We start from the raw sequence: 15,261 nt of genomic DNA, 5'->3' as shown, positions 1-15,261 counted from the left end.
GACATACTGCGTCCATCACGCCCGTCTGGGCAGAAAGGTGGTGGACGATGAGGCTCCCGCTCCAGCTCGGTGTCTATTCAGTGCTCGCTCTCGTAGTCCCTATCGTCACTATCGACGGCATCCACAATTGGCGCGGCGGGACACTACTGGCGGTCGAGATCGCGAGCCTTTGCGGCTTCGTGGTATGTCTGTTGCGCCCAGTACCTCGCACGATGAGCCGGCGATTCCTGGTCTACACCTGCGCCGTGCTCTCCACTCAAGCGGTGGGAATGCTCAGTGCCATTTTCGCCCTGGCGTTCCCCCGTGGTCCTGGTGCACCAGAAGCCCCTGCGGCCCTGTCCGTCCTGTGCTCGTTCGCCACAGGCGCGCTGTCACTGTGGGCATTCATGATGGTCCGCACCTGGCTATCGCGAGGTATCCGAGAACACCTACCACCTCGGACCGATTCGAAGTCTGCACTGCGCAAGTACGCGATGACATCTGCGGCCGTACTCACCGTGGCGTACGCCTCCTACTTCGCGCTGATCCCCCGTCAGATCGTTCTCGCACTCACGGGTGCGTCCCTAAACTCCGACATGCACCCGGACACAGGCGATACGGGCGGCTGGATCGCACAAACACTCGACCTGGCCGTCGCGGGACTTGAAGAAGAACCCGTCTACATCGGTGTGGCCTTCCTGCTGTTCCCCAGAGCGGGCCGCTCATGGAAGTCGTTCGCCACCGTCGCTGCCGTCACCTCGATTGCACGCACCCTCTTGCACGTGTACTACGGCTCCGGTCAAGGCAACCCTCTCGGAACCATTTCTGCTGAATTCGCTTGGTGCGCAGTGTGGTCCACCATCAGCCTGGCCGTCTTGTACTGGACTAAGAGCCTGCTACCCATCATCATCGGACATGGGATGCACAACCTCATGGACAACGACCCGTCCACATGGAACCTCGAAGGATTCTGGCCGGTGCCGATCCTGCTTGCCGAGGTAGCAGCACTAGGTGCCGCCGTCATCGGATTCGTCATCTTCATCGTGCTCTGTGTCCGAGACGAGATTCTCAATGCCCGTCAAACCAAGAGTGCACCACCACAACCCGCAGTGCCTTAGCCCAACACCCATGGCCTGTCGATTCGCCACCCGACCTGCGGATGTCGAGGCCCCTACACCCCGCAGGGTCAGGCGATCACGACCACGAACCCGTGTACGTCCGCAGCTTCTCCCCTCCTGACTTGTACGCTTCAATACCCCCGCTCCCGTTGATCACCAGCGGCACGGCCTCTGTGAACGACGCGCCCTCGCTGGGGTCGTACACAATTGCCACGACCGGGTTCTCGTCAATGAAAATGCCTGGCGCAACTGGAATCACTTGCCTTGCGGACATACTCGATTTCCTCTCTCCGAGGGACGCCTATCGTCCCCACTCCGAGAAGCGTAAAAGTGCGGCGTAATCCTGTGTGCGACACGCCGTAGCGCATCTGCCGTGCGTGAAAATGCCGAGCCCTTGTTCACCGGCCTGTCCCCGAAGGACCGTCCAATGGGGCTACGGAGGGCCTTGCGTGACCGGCCCGTCGTCCTCTTCCTCGGGTGGATTCGTCGGCACCTCGGACGCCTCTGACTCTTTCCCACCGACATCACCCGTAGGAGCTTCCGGAAACACATCGGGAAGTTTTATCGAGCTGTCGTGCAGCTTCCCGAGCTGATCGAACAAGTCTTTTTGAATCTGCGTTCCCTGTGGAAAGAACAGCTCCGAGACGCCAGGAAGACGGGGGCGGTTCCTGATCCCGCTGACGAGAAAGTAGACACCCATGCCACTGGAGAACACCGCAGCCAGGAACGGGCCGGACGCGAGCCATTTGCCTGCCGAGTCTTGCGCCTTCCCCAGCGCCGTGAATGCAGCCAGAAAGCAGTAGCCACCGAACAGCGTGATGACCGCTCCCGCCGAGACCACGAGAAAGTCACTACGGGAACGACTCTCGGACAGTGCCCGCCCTTTCAGCCTGACGGCCACCGACTCGCGAACCCATTGCGCATGCTCGGGGTAGTGCTTGTCCAGTTTGTCGGCCAGATCGAGGTCCGTACCCAGCGCATCCCAATTACGGTGCCTGCGGTTGGTCCAACTCGCCAACGCCCATCCAGAGATCAAAGTGGCGATGGGCAGCACCACGTTCACGACGACATCCATCTTCTAACCCCTCCTGTCTACCTCGCGCGACGCGAGTCAGTTCCCAGTAACCCAGAGCCATTCCCAACGGCGGGGATTGCGCCGCCGCAGCACGTCCACGAACGGCTCAAGTGTCTGGTCGCAATTGAACTGGCAGATGTCCACCAGTTCCTTGCCGGTCTGGTGCAAACATGCTTCAAGCTGCTCTTGCAGAGACATCAGTCCCGCTTCACCAAATTCAGTGCCGCAGAAGGTACAACGCAACGGAGCACGCCGAGTGTCATCGACAGCGGCCAGGACATGCGGTCCACGGTCGATAGGGACATGACTCAAAATTTCCAGAACCTGCTCGGCACTGGCGGGAGTGCCCTCAACGCCCGGAAGCTCAGGCACCGTGGGGTCGCGCAGCGTCCCGTACGGCCCGTACTCCGACACATCCATCCACTTGGGCAACAAAGCCAGGTAGCTGTCTGTGACCCCGTTGTCCCGCATCTGTGCGGACGCCCGCACCGTCCCGTCCTCGGCGTGCACGGGTTCCCAGTTCTCGTAATACCGGTAGGGCCAGCACGCCTGGTTCTGTTCACGGCGCGTCAACGACACACCCCGCTCGACAACCCTCACGACAACAGCGGGCTCCGCTGATGCCGCATACACCCCGACCGCACGGAAATCCGGGTCGTTCTCGACAGGGCCGGTGACCTGAACCTCGTACACGTCACCGGGCTCGGCACGGAAGTTGGGATGGGTGAACCGCGCCGCATATCCGCGCGCCGAACCGTAATGCTTGCTCACATACAGCCGATGCACGTTGTACTTCGGGGGCTGCGGGAACTGCATGCCAGGAGTGAACGTGTACGCATCCGCATAGTGCAGGTACCCGAGGTCAGCTGCGGACCGAATCTGATCGCCCGGACTCAAACCGGGCACGCCGCCATGAAAATAGTGATTGTCCGCCAACACATTCGTCGTCATAGCCGTCCCTGTTCTCTGACCAACCGTGGTGTGCATGCTCATGGAACCCGATGCCACCCTGTGCAGTGATTCACCTCGAAGAACGTGCCTTCTTCCAGGACCACGGTGATCTCGCCGCTGCGCTGCCCACCATCGACTGCTTCACGCGCGGGCGACATCTGATCGTGGGTGCGGTACTTGCGCCAGTAGCAGTCACTGTTGTCCGTGGACCGGAACGTGCCCGGCAGAACATCCTTGCCGTCGCCAACGGCGAACGTCTGGTCAAACGGACTCGGCGGGATGGCATCAGCCCACACCTTCTTCGGCGGGGCAGGCTCAGCCGCAATCACCGAGGACGGCGAGCCAGGTGTCACCGACTCCGCTGCCTCCCGCTCATCAGCCCTGGCCCGCTCGATGAACGCGCTACGGATACCGGCGAGAGTGCCGATCAACGCCAACGTGAAGATCACGGCGATCAGTGCGATGTTCAGCGACCGAATCCGACCGTTAGCCGCGTCCAGTTCCGTGCGCAATTCCGCGACTTCACCGCGCAACGTGTCCACACGAACAGCAAGCTCACCCAACTCCGATGACGTGTCCAAGACCTCCATGAAATGAGCGTATCGCCGCCGTCCGACAACGCAGGCTCAGAACCGAGGCAATGGGCCTCACCGATGCAGATCAGCGATCTCCTTCGATGCGCCGCCGCTCTGCTTGATACATCTGCCGTTCGGAGTGGACCTCCAGCTAGCGCTAATCGCCAATCCACACCTTGAAGCCGTCGCCCCAGACTCCACCCTGTTCTTCGATGAGTCGTATGACCGACCCGATCGGTTGGGCCTGGCTTCCCCACCTCGCCCCATCCCCTCGCTCCAAAACTCCTGAGTAATCTCCGCGACGACGCGGATGCCGCTGTTACGCTCGCCGAAACACCAGAACCACGGGGGCGTCGATGATCAAGCACATGAGAACGGCCCTCGTTGCCACGGCTGCCGTGAGCATCGCCTTGGCTCCTATTGCGGTCGCTGACACTCAGATGTCTGGGCACTACACCGAGACGACTACCAATCGCGAAAGCGGCCAAACCATCACGAACCACTGGTTCTTCACGCCCTGCGGCGACGGCTGCGCCACCGTGCAGCTCTGCGACAACGCCAAGCAGGAAGATTGCGAGACCGCAAAAGCGCAGCTATCAGACGGTCGCTGGAAAATGGACGTGTCCGACATCGACGTGGGCTGCCCGGACGGCTCCACCATCCCGAAAGCCGCGCGCTTCCACTACGAATGGAACCCGAGCAGCCTGGCAGGCACAGGAGAAGGAACCCGCAACGGCCCTGGATGCCCTGGACTCATCACCCCCGTCGCCACCACCACAGACATCCAGCTCAAATTGGCCTGACACCTCTAACCTGTGTCAGGGAATCTGACTCCACTTCTCGTAGGCATCACCGAGTGGGTCACCCTTCGATGCAAGCGGGTGGTCGGCGGCGTGGACTCCCTTGAAATTGTGGCGGTCAGGTTGTCTGGGCTCGACCGCACGGATATCGCCATGGACATCGACGACACCCAGCACGACACGACTCTCCTCCCCGCGCACCTGGAGCATGGTGACCACCGCGCGACGGCTGGGGAATCCCTCAATGTCCACGGGTTGCCCATACGGCGTCAGCTTTGACCACACCCGTACATATAGCTCCGCTGACAGCGGGGCTATCTGAATCGTCTTCCACTCACCCTCATCTGACATTTCGAACCCTCTCTTCGGCGGACACCTCGTAAAATCTCGCTCACCTGCGCTGCCAGTACTTCACGAAGTACGCATCACCAGGCGGTGGAACTGAATAGTCTTTGGGATCCCCGGTAGCCATCAACATGTGCAACGGCTGACCCTCGTCCAGCACCTTGAACCCATGCCCGCCATAGAACTTCCCCAAACCCTCACGGGCAGAATCGAATTGTCCATATAGCATCACGGTGTTACCACGCTCGGCAATCTTCAGCGCACGCTTGACCAGGCGAGAGCCTAAACCCTGACGATGATGGTCAGGAGATATCGCGACCACATGCAGCTTGGCGGTGCACATCACAGAGGTGTAAAACGCTTTCGCCCAATCAGGCCACAGCTCAGGAGCAGTGCCACTTTCCCAGTCCGCATCTTTCCTGTCAGTCAACTGGTCCCACAGCCAGGCGTGCGCTCCCATGACCAGCATCCCCGCAGTCTGTCCGTTAATACGCAGACTCTTGATCGCGGTGCGGGCGTAATACCAATTCTCCCTCGGCATGAACAACATCCGTTCCATGTTCTCCGACAGAGCGCCACCGATAGCACACCCCAACACCCCAGCATCCTTGGCTTTCAACAAATCTTCGATATCTTTGGCGTCCCCCATGCGCCCGCCAGACAGTGCGTACCAATAGTCAAGATTCGATATCTCCTCTGCCGACGCATCAACGATGGATATCTCGCGCTTCATCTCTGTGCTCCCCTCCCAGTCGTCCTCACGATTTTGAGCGCAGCTTAACCACGACTTCTGACATCTGTGTTCAATTGGTGTCCCCTGCTGGTCACGCACCATCCGACAACGCCGGCTCAAATTGGTGTCCCCACCCAACGTCCCCATAACCACCGTGGCCACCGGCCTCAGCGATGCAGGTCAGCGATTTCCTTCGGTGCGCCGCCGCTCTGCTTGATCCAAGTGCCGTTCGGAGCGAACCTCCAGCTAGCGCTAATCGCCGATCCACACCTTGAAGCCGTCGCCCCAGACCCCAGCCTGTTCTTTGATGAGTCGTATAACCGACCCGATGGGCTGGGCCTGGCTTCCCGCACCGCCACCCAACTGTTCCTGGTTCTAGAACCCATCGCTCTTTCCGGACAATCGGAGCCATCGGCTCTTGATGTCATCTGCAAGTTTTTCGACTCTCAGAGCGTAATCCGTTGGATCCCAATTTTCGTCCAGGTTTGACACGAACTCTTCTGCTATCAGCACTTCAGTAAGTGCTTCGACATCATCCCCACTCAGATGCCCTGGAGCGCCGACCTGCTCAAGCAAACCCGGATTACGTTTCGAGAGAACTTGAACAAGAAGCTCGTACTCTGCATCAGAAAGAAATGGCAATTTACTGCTGGTTGCCGCCATAGTGTTCCTTAATCTTTCTTGCCTACTAGTCATCAGAAGACGGTGACAACCTCACCTTTTGGATTCACAACCACATTTATGCCGTTCTCACCACGGTACAACCAACTGGTTCTGCCCTGGTCATCTACCTGGAATTTCGGCGGACCCTTAGAGCGTGTCTTGTGTGGTTTGTGGGGTGGTTGGGGCATGATGTGCTGGTGTGAAAGAGCTTTCGTTGAGGTTGGTTCCGGACGAGTTGTGGGCGTTGGTGGAGCCGTTGTTGCCGGTGCAGCGGGTGCGTCCCCAGGGCGGCGGGACGGCGTATGCCGATGAGCGTGCGGTATTCACCGCGGTGGTGTTTGTGCTGGTCAGTGGGTGTGCCTGGCGGCATTTGCCACCATGTTTCGCAGTGACGGTCCCTACCGCGCATCGCCGGTTCGCCGAGTGGACCGCCGTCGGGGTATGGCGGCGTCTACAAGAAGCGGTACTCGATCGGCTCGGTGCCGATGGGGCATTGGATTGGTCACGGGCCGTGGTGGATTCGGCGTACGTGCGGGCTAAAAAAGGGGCGCCATGACCGGGCCGAGCCCGGTAGACCGGGGCAAAGCGGGTACCAAGATTCACGTGCTCACCGACGCGACCGGTCTGCCGTTGCAGACCGCGGTCACCGCCGCCAACACCTGGGACGGGCATGCGGTCCCGCCGCTGGTACGGGCACTGCCCGCCATCAAATCCCCGCGCGGGCCACGCAGGCGGCGACCGGCAAAACTGCACGCAGACAAGGCATACGACGCGAACCAGCTGCGGCAATGGCTCACCAATCGACACATCACACCCCGGATCGCCCGCCGCGGAACCGAATCCGGCGACCGGCTCGGCACCAAACGCTGGAAAGTCGAACGCACCATGTCCTGGCTCTTCACCTACCGCCGCCTGGGCACCCGCTGGGAACGCCACGACCATCTCTACGCCGCATTCCTCACACTCGCCGCCACCCTGGTCTGCTTCAGAAAACTATCCACATGAGACACGCTCTTAGGACTATCCACCGCATCTTCAACTTGACCTCTGGTCCAGCCGCGTTCCTGCATTCGGTCCAAGGGGGACTGTCTGAAAAACGGTGGATCTGACTTGGTTCAACACGCCGGGCGTTGCTTGGCGGGAAGGACTGATGATGACCGAAACCATGGATGACATGGCGAATCAGATTGATACCGCGGCGGTGGCCGCGCAGTTGCTGGCCCAAGCCGGCGAGCAGGGTGTGGAGCTGGTCGGCCCGGACGGGTTGCTCAATGCGCTCACCAAACAGGTGTTGGAGTCCGCGCTGCAAGCGGAGATGGATGAACACCTGGGCTATGAAAAACACCAGGTGGCGGGCCGTAATGGCGGGAACTCCCGCAACGGGGTCCGCGAGAAAACGGTGCTGACCGGGATCGATCAGATCATCTTGTCCCTGACCGCCAAAGGGCTGACCACCGGCGAAGTCGCCGCTCATTTCGGTGAGGTCTATGGTGCTGACGTCTCGAAGGACACGATCTCGAAGATCACCGATAAGGTGGTCGGAGAAATGGCCGAATGGGCAGGGCGGCCACTAGATTCGGTGTATCCGGTGATGTTCATCGACGCTATCCACGTCAAGATCCGCGACGGCCAGGTCGCCAACCGGCCGGTCTATGTCGCCATCGGCGTCACCACCGCAGATGAACGGGACATCCTGGGCTTGTGGGCCGGGGACGGCGGTGAAGGCGCCAAATACTGGCTTGCTGTCTTGACCGAGATCAAGAACCGTGGCACCGCCGATGTGTGCATCGTGGTCTGTGACGGACTCAAAGGCTTACCCGAGTCGATCAACACTGTCTGGCCCGCTGCTGTGATCCAGACCTGCGTTATCCATTTGATCCGCAATACCTTTCGCTACGCATCCCGCAAATACTGGGACGAGATGGCCCGCGATCTGCGGCCGGTCTACACCGCAGCGACCGAGGCCGCGGCCAAAGAACGCTTCGTCGAGTTCAGCGGCAAATGGGGCCAACGCTATCCGGCGATCATGCGACTCTGGGAGAACGCCTGGAGCGAGTTCGTGCCGTTCCTGGACTACGACACCGAGATCCGGCGAGTCATCTGCTCCACGAACGCTATCGAATCGGTCAACGCCCGCTACCGCCGGGCAATCCGCGCCCGCGGTCATTTCCCCACCGAGCAAGCAGCTCTCAAGTGCCTGTATCTGGTCACCCGATCACTAGACCCCACCGGCAAAGGTAGAGCACGATGGGCCATGCGGCGGAAACCAGCTTTGAACGCATTCGCTATCGCGTTCGAAGGCCGGATTACCCCGGCAGCGAATAACTAACCATGCCAAGCAGATCCACCGTTAATCTGACAGACCCGTCCAAGGCATGGCCTCTGTAATCAGACACCGCTGTGGGCGGCTCCGTCACCGCTGGTGTTGGTTCCTGAGGTACCGCAGGTGCGGTTGGTTCGGATGTTCCCAGTTCGTTCCAGGGTCGTGTGGGGTCGCCGGGTTTGGCTGGGTAGTCGCGGAATCTGAGGATGGAACCTGTTTGCTGGTTGTATTGAACTTCACCGCCGAGAGGCCCGAAGGTGATACCGCGCGAGGCCAGTTGTGCATCGTATGCCGTTTTCGCTGCTTGAAGCGGGGCTCGCCCCTCCAGATAGGCGGGATACTGCGGCTGCGGGATAACTTTGGGGAACTGCGCGTCGTAGGCGGTAAGCGCGGCCTGAGCTTCCTTACTCAGCCCCAAGATTTCTATGTCGGTCATGGACTTCATTTGTTGGGCAGAGGGCAGCTGAGACACACGCTGCGGAACCGGAGGCTCAGGCACATCCGGCCCCACAGGATCTGCCGGTGCCTGTTTGAAGTCCACAGCGGTCGCTACGCCCTCTGGCACCTGCCCGCTCTGCAAATCCACAGACTGCACATTGGCGGGAACATCAGTTGGTACCCCCGATGCGCCAAAGCTGCTGGCGGTGTTGACCATCCCGGAAACCTGCGACACTCCTGATGCGGCCTGCCCAGTCAGGTCCGCGACCTGACCGCCCGCTTCGGTCATCTGCTGAACTTGCTGGGCCTGCGCCTGTAGTTGCGGATTCACATCGGCGGCGAGCTGCGCTGCCTCACCACCGTTTTCAAGCCACGTGGAAGCTATCTGCGCACCTGAGTTCACCGCCTCAGCAGTGTCACTGATACCACCGGAGACGCCCTGAACAACCGCGACAGCATCCATCGGGTTGACCGCACCACTTTGCGCTGACGAGGCAATCGCGGCACCCGCCTGCGCAGCCGACCCAAAGTTCTGTGCAGCACTGCCTGCTGACTGCCCCAGGTTCGCACTATCAGAGACTGTGTTGGCGATATCGCCCGGCAATCCTGAAGCGAGCTGACCGCTATCTTTTGTCAACGCCTGCGTATCCGGTCCCTGCGGCTGATCGGGCTTTCGCCGCCGTGTCGAGGCCGACCCCAGCAGCAGGGCGGCAAGGTCGTTGTCACCTGATTGGTTGTCGCGGTCTTGGTCTTGCTGGTCTTTCTTTTTGTCCTTGCCCTGTTCAGGTAGGCGCGGCAACTTCGGGTCTGCTGCACGGATAGGTGACAGTCTTTAGGCGGCCTGATTGGCCGGTGTGGTCATGATGGTCTCGTATTCGATGGGGGTCAACTTGCCGAGGGCGGGTTGGCGTCGGCGGCGGTGGTAGGTGCGTTCGATCCAGGTCACGATCGCTGTCCGTAGTTCGTCGCGGGTGTTCCATCGGCGCCGATTCAGGACGTTCTTTTGCAGCAGGGAAAAGAAGGACTCCATCGCGGCGTTATCACCGGCGGCGCCAATCCGGCCCATGGAGCCAATCATGTTGTGCCGGTTGAGGGTATGCACGAATTTTCGGGACCGAAATTGGCTGCCCCGGTCGCTGTGGACGATGCACCCACTCACATCGCCACGGCGGGCCACCGCATTGTTGAGCGCGGTCACCGCTAGGGCAGCTTTCATGCGGTTACTGATGGAATAGCCGACGATGCGGTTGGAGAACACGTCCTTGATCGCGCACAGATAGAGCTTGCCTTCGCTGGTCCGGTGTTCGGTGATATCGGTCAACCACAACATGTTTGGGGTGGTTGCGGTGAAATTGCGGCATACCAGATCGTTGTGAACAGGTGGGCCTGGTTTCTTGCCGACACGGCTGCGTTTCTTGCCGAATGCCGACCACCAGCGGTTCTCGCGGCAGCGTTTCCACACCGTCCGGTCAGACACAGCGATTCCCGCGGCCCGGACTTCATCAGCGAGGAATCGGTAGCCGAACTCGGGGTCATCACGGTGGGCGTCATAGACCGCGTTCGTCACTGACGCTTGCACCCACTCAGTTCCAGTGACCGGGCCAGCACACCAGCGATAAAATGGCTGACGAGCGATTTTGAGGACCCGGCACGTCACCGTGACGGGAACACCGTCGGCGGCCAGCTCACGAACGAGCGGGTACATCATTTTGGGGACTGACCCAGCTTGAGGTTGGCCTGCGACAAATAGGCCGCCGCCCGCCGCAACACCTCATTTTCCTGCTCCAGCAACCGGACTCGCTTCTTGAGTTCGCGGTTCTCGGCGGACTCAGTGGCGGTCACACCAGGGCGAACCCCCTCATCGACATCGGATTGGCGTATCCATTTCGACAGCGTCATCGGGTGAATACCGAAATCAGCAGCGACCTGCTCCAACGTCACACCAGCATCGCGATCACGGGCAATTCGCACCACATCGGCACGGAACTCTGCAGGAAACGGCTTCGGCACAGCGACATCCTTCCAGGCCCACCCCACAGGGCAAGCCATCTCAGTTGTCACCTATCCGTGCACCAGACCCTTCTGATTATTGTTCTGCTGCTGTTTCTGCTGCTGCAGCTGCTTGGTCAACTCGTCAATGCGCTGCTGATTGCCTTGATTCTGCTGTTGCTGGTCCTGTAGCTGCCGCGTCAAATCCTCGACACGCTGCGAATCAGACTGACTCGGCTGCTGTACACCCTGGTTAGGTTGTGCGCCTTGGTTTCCCGTGTTGGGTTGTCCACCTTGTTGCGCGGGCTGATTTCCCGCCCAATCGGGGTTGGGTTTGCCTGGTCCTTGGGTGTATCCGGGCGCGCTCTGATAGTTCGGCATTTGTGTCCCGTGGGCGGGCTGATCCCAACCCTGCTGCGGTCCTTGCGAGGACTGATAGCCGCTGCTGCCGTTCTGCGAAATCGACGGGGCCTGCGTGTTGTAGATGCTCACCGAACCGTTTTGGTCCAGCGGCGGCTGATTGATACCGCCCTGATAGTCCGGCATCTGGGGACCACCCTGGCTAGGTGGTTGGAACATCTGGCCACCACCAGGGGGCCCGTCCAGACCGCCCCCACCGCCACAATCGGGCGGGCATGCCGCCCGCGCCAACGGCACCGTCTCGGGAGTGAACCAGCCCAAGCCCAATCCACCCGCCGAGAACGCCAGGATCGCCGCCACACCCGCGACCGCAGTGGCTTTGTTGGTCGCCACTGTGGCCCACCGGTACAACCCTGTAAGTCCGTGCCACCACCCCAAATTCGCCCCAACAGCCCAGGTAAGCATCACTGCGATAGCGCTAACGGCGGGCAGCACCGAGGAACCCGCGATCGTGGACAACAAGGCGGGCACCAGCCAGGCCGTCATCACGACCAGCGCCACACCACCACCTAGCAACGCCGCCAACAGAGCAGGATGCGACTGCCCCGAACTCGTAGACGTTTTCGCAGCGGACGGAAAGCGGTGCACGCCCTCATCGCTACCGATACCGGTGAGGACTTCACGCGCCAGCCCCGCCAGGTAGTTACCGCCGGTGAATAGCGCGGCCCCCGATAAGACTGCGACAAGCATCTGCCCAACGCCCAGCACCAGTGTCCAGCCGGATTCCCCCGACATCTGCTGCCACCACAGGCTGTATCCGCCGCGCAGCACCCACCACAAACCTGCACTGCCCGCAAGCACTGCCAGCGCGGCAATCACCGCTTGCGCAGGCTTAGACACCTTCGCCGTGACGGTATCGTAAAGCGCTGTCGTGACGGGTTTTAAACCCCAAGCAGCGAGTTTGACACCGCCCCCGAGAGCGGTGAACCAGCCCAGCAGCAGCCCACCCCACACCAGCAGCTCACCCACGCCGTCACCCGCGCGCGCCAGGTGGTGCAAGCCCGCCACCCCGGCCACCAGTAAAACCACGCCAGCGGCAACCGCAGTCAACCGGCGAGCAGGATCTTGATTCTGTGCTCTACCGGCATCAGGGAACTGCCTGGTCCGCTCATCAAGCCTGCTCATCTGGCCCCTCCCGACGCGATGCTATGCCTGAGTTAACACCCCAAAGATACCTGAGCCCCAAACCGGCACTCACCCACAGAGCAAACACCGAGCAGACACCTCAATCACGACAGACCTAACCGATACCTCCCACAACCACTCCCGCTAAAGCGTTCCGCCCCACGCAGTGGTGTCCCCCACCGTCACGTTGTAGGGTTTGCCTTGAGCTGATAACTGCTGGTTGGGGGTGTCGAGTGACTGAGCCATTGAGCGTTGTTCCTGAACAACTGCATCTGTCAGCGAACGCCGTGGACAAGCACCTGAACAACCACCTAGACGCCCATAAGGCTGCGGACGCAAAAATTTCTGGTGCCAGCTCCGGCTTGGTGGGTGCGGCCGCATCTGCCCTGGCATCAAAATCCACTGACCTGCAAGCCAAGTCGCTGCACATCACCAACGAACTCACCCATTTCCGGAACGCGCTCGATCAGTGCGGGTACGCGTTCTCCACCACTGACGAAGAGTCGAAGATCAGGATTTTCAACACCCGCGCCCACGGGGGCTCCTAATCGATGTCGTTGTCTATCGCCGAACTCAAAAAGACCAGCGTCCAGTCGATTCGTGACCTTGCGACAGGGTTGCGCGCTAAAGCGGCGTCCATGCGCGCCACCAAAGCCGGGGTAACGGATCTACCGCACAAGGGCACCTGGACCGGTGTAGCCGCAGATAACGCCGACCACGAAATCGGCACTTTCGCCACCGCCACGGGCAACGCCGCCGACACCTACGAGAACGCCGCGAAAAAGGTGGATCTGGCTGGTGATGAGTTCGAGGGACTCAAACAGCTGCTCGACAAGCTGGAAAACGAAGCGGCAGGCAAGTTCTCGATCAACGAGGCCACCGGTGAAGTGACCCCGTTGACCAAGGACTTCAACAAAGCCGACCGCGACTACATCGCCAACACCCTCAAACAACTCTGCGCTGCCGGTGGACAAGCCAACGATGATCTCGCCGCCGCCATCCACGCCACGGACGGAGCCACCACACCCGCGTCCACCAGCCCCGCAGGTGCCACCGGGGCAATGCCGGTGACGCCGAATTCCACCACTAAACCTGACGGCTACCTCGGGGCGCTACGGGGTCAGGCTGCCGAAACAGCCGATGGAGCCACCAAACCCGCCGCCGCACCGATCGGGGACACGATCGACTACAAGAAGGTCTATCCCAAAGACATACCCGTGGGCGACAAGAACGTTGACCCGAGCAAGTTGGGCGGCGTAGGGGCCATACCCGGTGTGCGGGATACCGCCAGCGGACGTGAGCCGCCCGCCAAACTCGCACCCGCCCTCAAGCCCCAGGATGTGCCCGCGTTCAAACAGATGACCCGCGAGACGCTGACCAAGCTAGGGGTGCCCGCCGACCAGATAGAGGCCCAAGTCAACAAGGCGGTCGAAAGCGCACAGAACCCGCACCTGGTACGCACCGCCGACGTTCCGTCCGCGTCACCCTCTGAGCATGTCAGCAGGGATTTCGGGGAGCAGTGGAACAAGTTTTTCGCCAACGCCAGCGACGGCGGGTCCAAAGCCGGGGACGCCTTGCTGCAACAAGGCAAAGAACTCACCGGACAAGCAGGTCCAGGCGCGCCAGGGGTCGCAGAAGCCTGGAAGAACCTCGCGACCGACACCGCCAAGGGACTCTACGACTACACCACCGCCACGCCCCAGGAACGCCTGGAAATGCTGGGCAACGAAGCGCACCGCATCGCTGACAACCCCGGAGGCTACCTCGGAGAAAAACTCGTCCAAGGAGCAGCAGGAGCAGCCACAGGAGCGGTCGGAGGTGAAGCCGCCGCTGGACTACGCGGCCTCGTCGGAGACCTCACTCACACGCCCCACCCCGAAATACCAGGCGGCGCAGGACATGCGGGCGGGGACGCGCCAGGTCACCACACACCACCCCCCGTTGACCACCCACATGCGAGTTCAGGTGCAGACCAGGTAAGTGGGGGCAACGACTCTCACGGAGGAGCGGCCGGAGACCATCACGGCCCGCTAGACGATGGTGGCGGATGGCAATCCCCAAATGGGGGTGCTTCGCTCAGTCCTGAGCACAACGCTGCTGCTAATCAGTTCCTTGAGCAGGCACGAGAGGCTGAACCTCACATCACCCAATCCCTACGGGATATCGTCGGCAACACTCCTGGCAGCGAACTGACAGGCTTAGAGCACCGACTCAAAGGCGAGGATTCGTTCAAACAGAAATTCTTCGGCTCGTTGCTAGAAGACCCTCAAATGAGCCTCGACAAGCACCTGGAGGGAATGAAGGACTCCGTGCGCTACACGATGCAGTCGCCCGAGCAGCTCTACACCGCGAACACCCAACGCGCCATTGATAGCCTGATTGCGGACGGCTACGAGCCCGTCAAATTCAAGAACACCTGGGATACGCCGGGCTATCAGGGAATCAACAGCTTCTGGCGAGACCCGAGCACAGGGCAGACTTTTGAGGTGCAGTTCCACACACCCTCAAGTTTCGACGCCAAGATGCAAACACACCCCCTGTACGAACAGGAGCGCCTTCCTGATACCGCCCCCCAGAGGATCAGCGAGCTCCAACGGGAGCAGAAGCAGATATTTGATTCGGTCCCACGACCAGGCGGCAGCTCGCAAATATCACTGCCACCGAATGGAGGACACAGATGAGTGGCACACCAGTTACTTACTACGCACGCCTAGCTGGCGGGCACAC

Annotated in this window: 13 protein-coding genes and 2 pseudogenes; 6 read left to right on the top strand and 9 right to left on the bottom strand. The window is 60.8% G+C overall.

Annotation, left to right across the window (positions count from 1 at the left end; translation table 11 throughout):
* The first annotated feature begins 47 nt into the window (after nt 1–47).
* On the top strand, nt 48–1,097 hold the full coding sequence (locus MSTE_RS09875) for a CPBP family intramembrane glutamic endopeptidase (RefSeq protein ID WP_096500834.1): 1,050 nt from the start codon (nt 48–50) through the stop codon (nt 1,095–1,097).
* A 433-nt stretch (nt 1,098–1,530) separates the two neighbouring features.
* Here MSTE_RS09875 and MSTE_RS09865 read toward each other — a convergent pair whose 3' ends face one another.
* Genes MSTE_RS09865 through MSTE_RS09855 form a run of 3 tightly spaced genes read right to left on the bottom strand, consistent with a single transcriptional unit; the run spans nt 1,531 to nt 3,713 of the window.
* A complete protein-coding gene (locus MSTE_RS09865) occupies nt 1,531–2,172 on the bottom strand; it encodes a hypothetical protein (protein WP_096500830.1) in 642 nt (213 codons plus the stop codon).
* Nucleotides 2,173–2,208: 36 nt separating this feature from the next.
* Nucleotides 2,209–3,123: a hypothetical protein gene (locus MSTE_RS09860; protein WP_231897037.1), complete on the bottom strand. Its 915-nt coding sequence runs from the start codon at nt 3,121–3,123 to the stop codon at nt 2,209–2,211.
* Nucleotides 3,124–3,161: 38 nt separating this feature from the next.
* Nucleotides 3,162–3,713 (bottom strand): hypothetical protein, encoded by a 552-nt coding sequence (locus tag MSTE_RS09855; protein WP_096500828.1) that lies wholly within the window; start codon nt 3,711–3,713, stop codon nt 3,162–3,164.
* A 341-nt stretch (nt 3,714–4,054) separates the two neighbouring features.
* Here MSTE_RS09855 and MSTE_RS09850 point away from each other — a divergent pair, with 341 nt between their 5' ends.
* Nucleotides 4,055–4,501 (top strand): hypothetical protein, encoded by a 447-nt coding sequence (locus MSTE_RS09850; RefSeq protein ID WP_096500826.1) that lies wholly within the window; start codon nt 4,055–4,057, stop codon nt 4,499–4,501.
* Between the two features lie 15 nt (nt 4,502–4,516).
* Here MSTE_RS09850 and MSTE_RS09845 read toward each other — a convergent pair whose 3' ends face one another.
* The 3 genes from MSTE_RS09845 to MSTE_RS24950 form a co-directional block, all read right to left on the bottom strand.
* Nucleotides 4,517–4,849, bottom strand: coding sequence for a hypothetical protein (locus tag MSTE_RS09845; RefSeq protein ID WP_157997674.1), 333 nt, complete (start codon nt 4,847–4,849; stop codon nt 4,517–4,519).
* Nucleotides 4,850–4,889: 40 nt separating this feature from the next.
* Entirely contained in the window at nt 4,890–5,576 is a 687-nt protein-coding gene (locus MSTE_RS09840) for a GNAT family N-acetyltransferase (protein WP_096505681.1), read from the bottom strand.
* A gap of 375 nt (nt 5,577–5,951) precedes the next feature.
* Nucleotides 5,952–6,239, bottom strand: a complete 288-nt coding sequence (locus MSTE_RS24950; RefSeq protein ID WP_157997673.1) for a hypothetical protein — start codon at nt 6,237–6,239, stop codon at nt 5,952–5,954.
* Between the two features lie 199 nt (nt 6,240–6,438).
* Here MSTE_RS24950 and MSTE_RS09830 point away from each other — a divergent pair.
* A protein-coding gene (locus MSTE_RS09830) for an IS5 family transposase (RefSeq protein WP_231896907.1) occupies nt 6,439–7,244 on the top strand; the annotation gives its coding sequence in 2 pieces (ribosomal slippage) (nt 6,439–6,783 and nt 6,786–7,244; 804 coding nt in all).
* Nucleotides 7,245–7,413: 169 nt separating this feature from the next.
* Nucleotides 7,414–8,568 carry an IS256 family transposase gene (locus MSTE_RS09825; protein ID WP_408645878.1) on the top strand — a complete coding sequence of 385 codons (1,155 nt, stop codon included), beginning with the start codon at nt 7,414–7,416 and terminating at the stop codon, nt 8,566–8,568.
* A gap of 454 nt (nt 8,569–9,022) precedes the next feature.
* Here the strand turns inward: MSTE_RS09825 and MSTE_RS09820 are convergent.
* The 3 genes and pseudogenes from MSTE_RS09820 to MSTE_RS25310 all read right to left on the bottom strand — a co-directional run.
* Nucleotides 9,023–9,802, bottom strand: a pseudogene (locus MSTE_RS09820) (YIP1 family protein); the annotation flags it as partial.
* A gap of 30 nt (nt 9,803–9,832) precedes the next feature.
* Nucleotides 9,833–11,010 (bottom strand): IS3 family transposase gene (locus tag MSTE_RS09815; protein ID WP_408645809.1). Its coding sequence is split into 2 segments (ribosomal slippage): nt 9,833–10,741 and nt 10,744–11,010, totalling 1,176 coding nucleotides; the frame shifts between segments, so codons are not numbered across the junction.
* Nucleotides 11,011–11,079: 69 nt separating this feature from the next.
* Nucleotides 11,080–12,534: pseudogene (locus MSTE_RS25310) on the bottom strand (YIP1 family protein); the annotation flags it as partial.
* 233 nt (nt 12,535–12,767) lie between these two features.
* Here MSTE_RS25310 and MSTE_RS09805 point away from each other — a divergent pair.
* Both MSTE_RS09805 and MSTE_RS09800 read left to right on the top strand, forming a co-directional pair.
* Nucleotides 12,768–13,082 carry a WXG100 family type VII secretion target gene (locus MSTE_RS09805; protein ID WP_096500820.1) on the top strand — a complete coding sequence of 105 codons (315 nt, stop codon included), beginning with the start codon at nt 12,768–12,770 and terminating at the stop codon, nt 13,080–13,082.
* 3 nt (nt 13,083–13,085) lie between these two features.
* Nucleotides 13,086–15,215: an ATP nucleotide 3'-pyrophosphokinase gene (locus MSTE_RS09800; RefSeq protein ID WP_096500818.1), complete on the top strand. Its 2,130-nt coding sequence runs from the start codon at nt 13,086–13,088 to the stop codon at nt 15,213–15,215.
* Nucleotides 15,216–15,261 lie beyond the last annotated feature (46 nt).

The sequence above is a fragment of the [Mycobacterium] stephanolepidis genome (assembly GCF_002356335.1).
In the GTDB taxonomy this organism is placed as follows: domain Bacteria; phylum Actinomycetota; class Actinomycetes; order Mycobacteriales; family Mycobacteriaceae; genus Mycobacterium; species Mycobacterium stephanolepidis.
The sequence above is the reverse complement of the archived record's forward strand: the minus strand, read 5'-3'. Positions and strand labels throughout refer to the sequence as shown.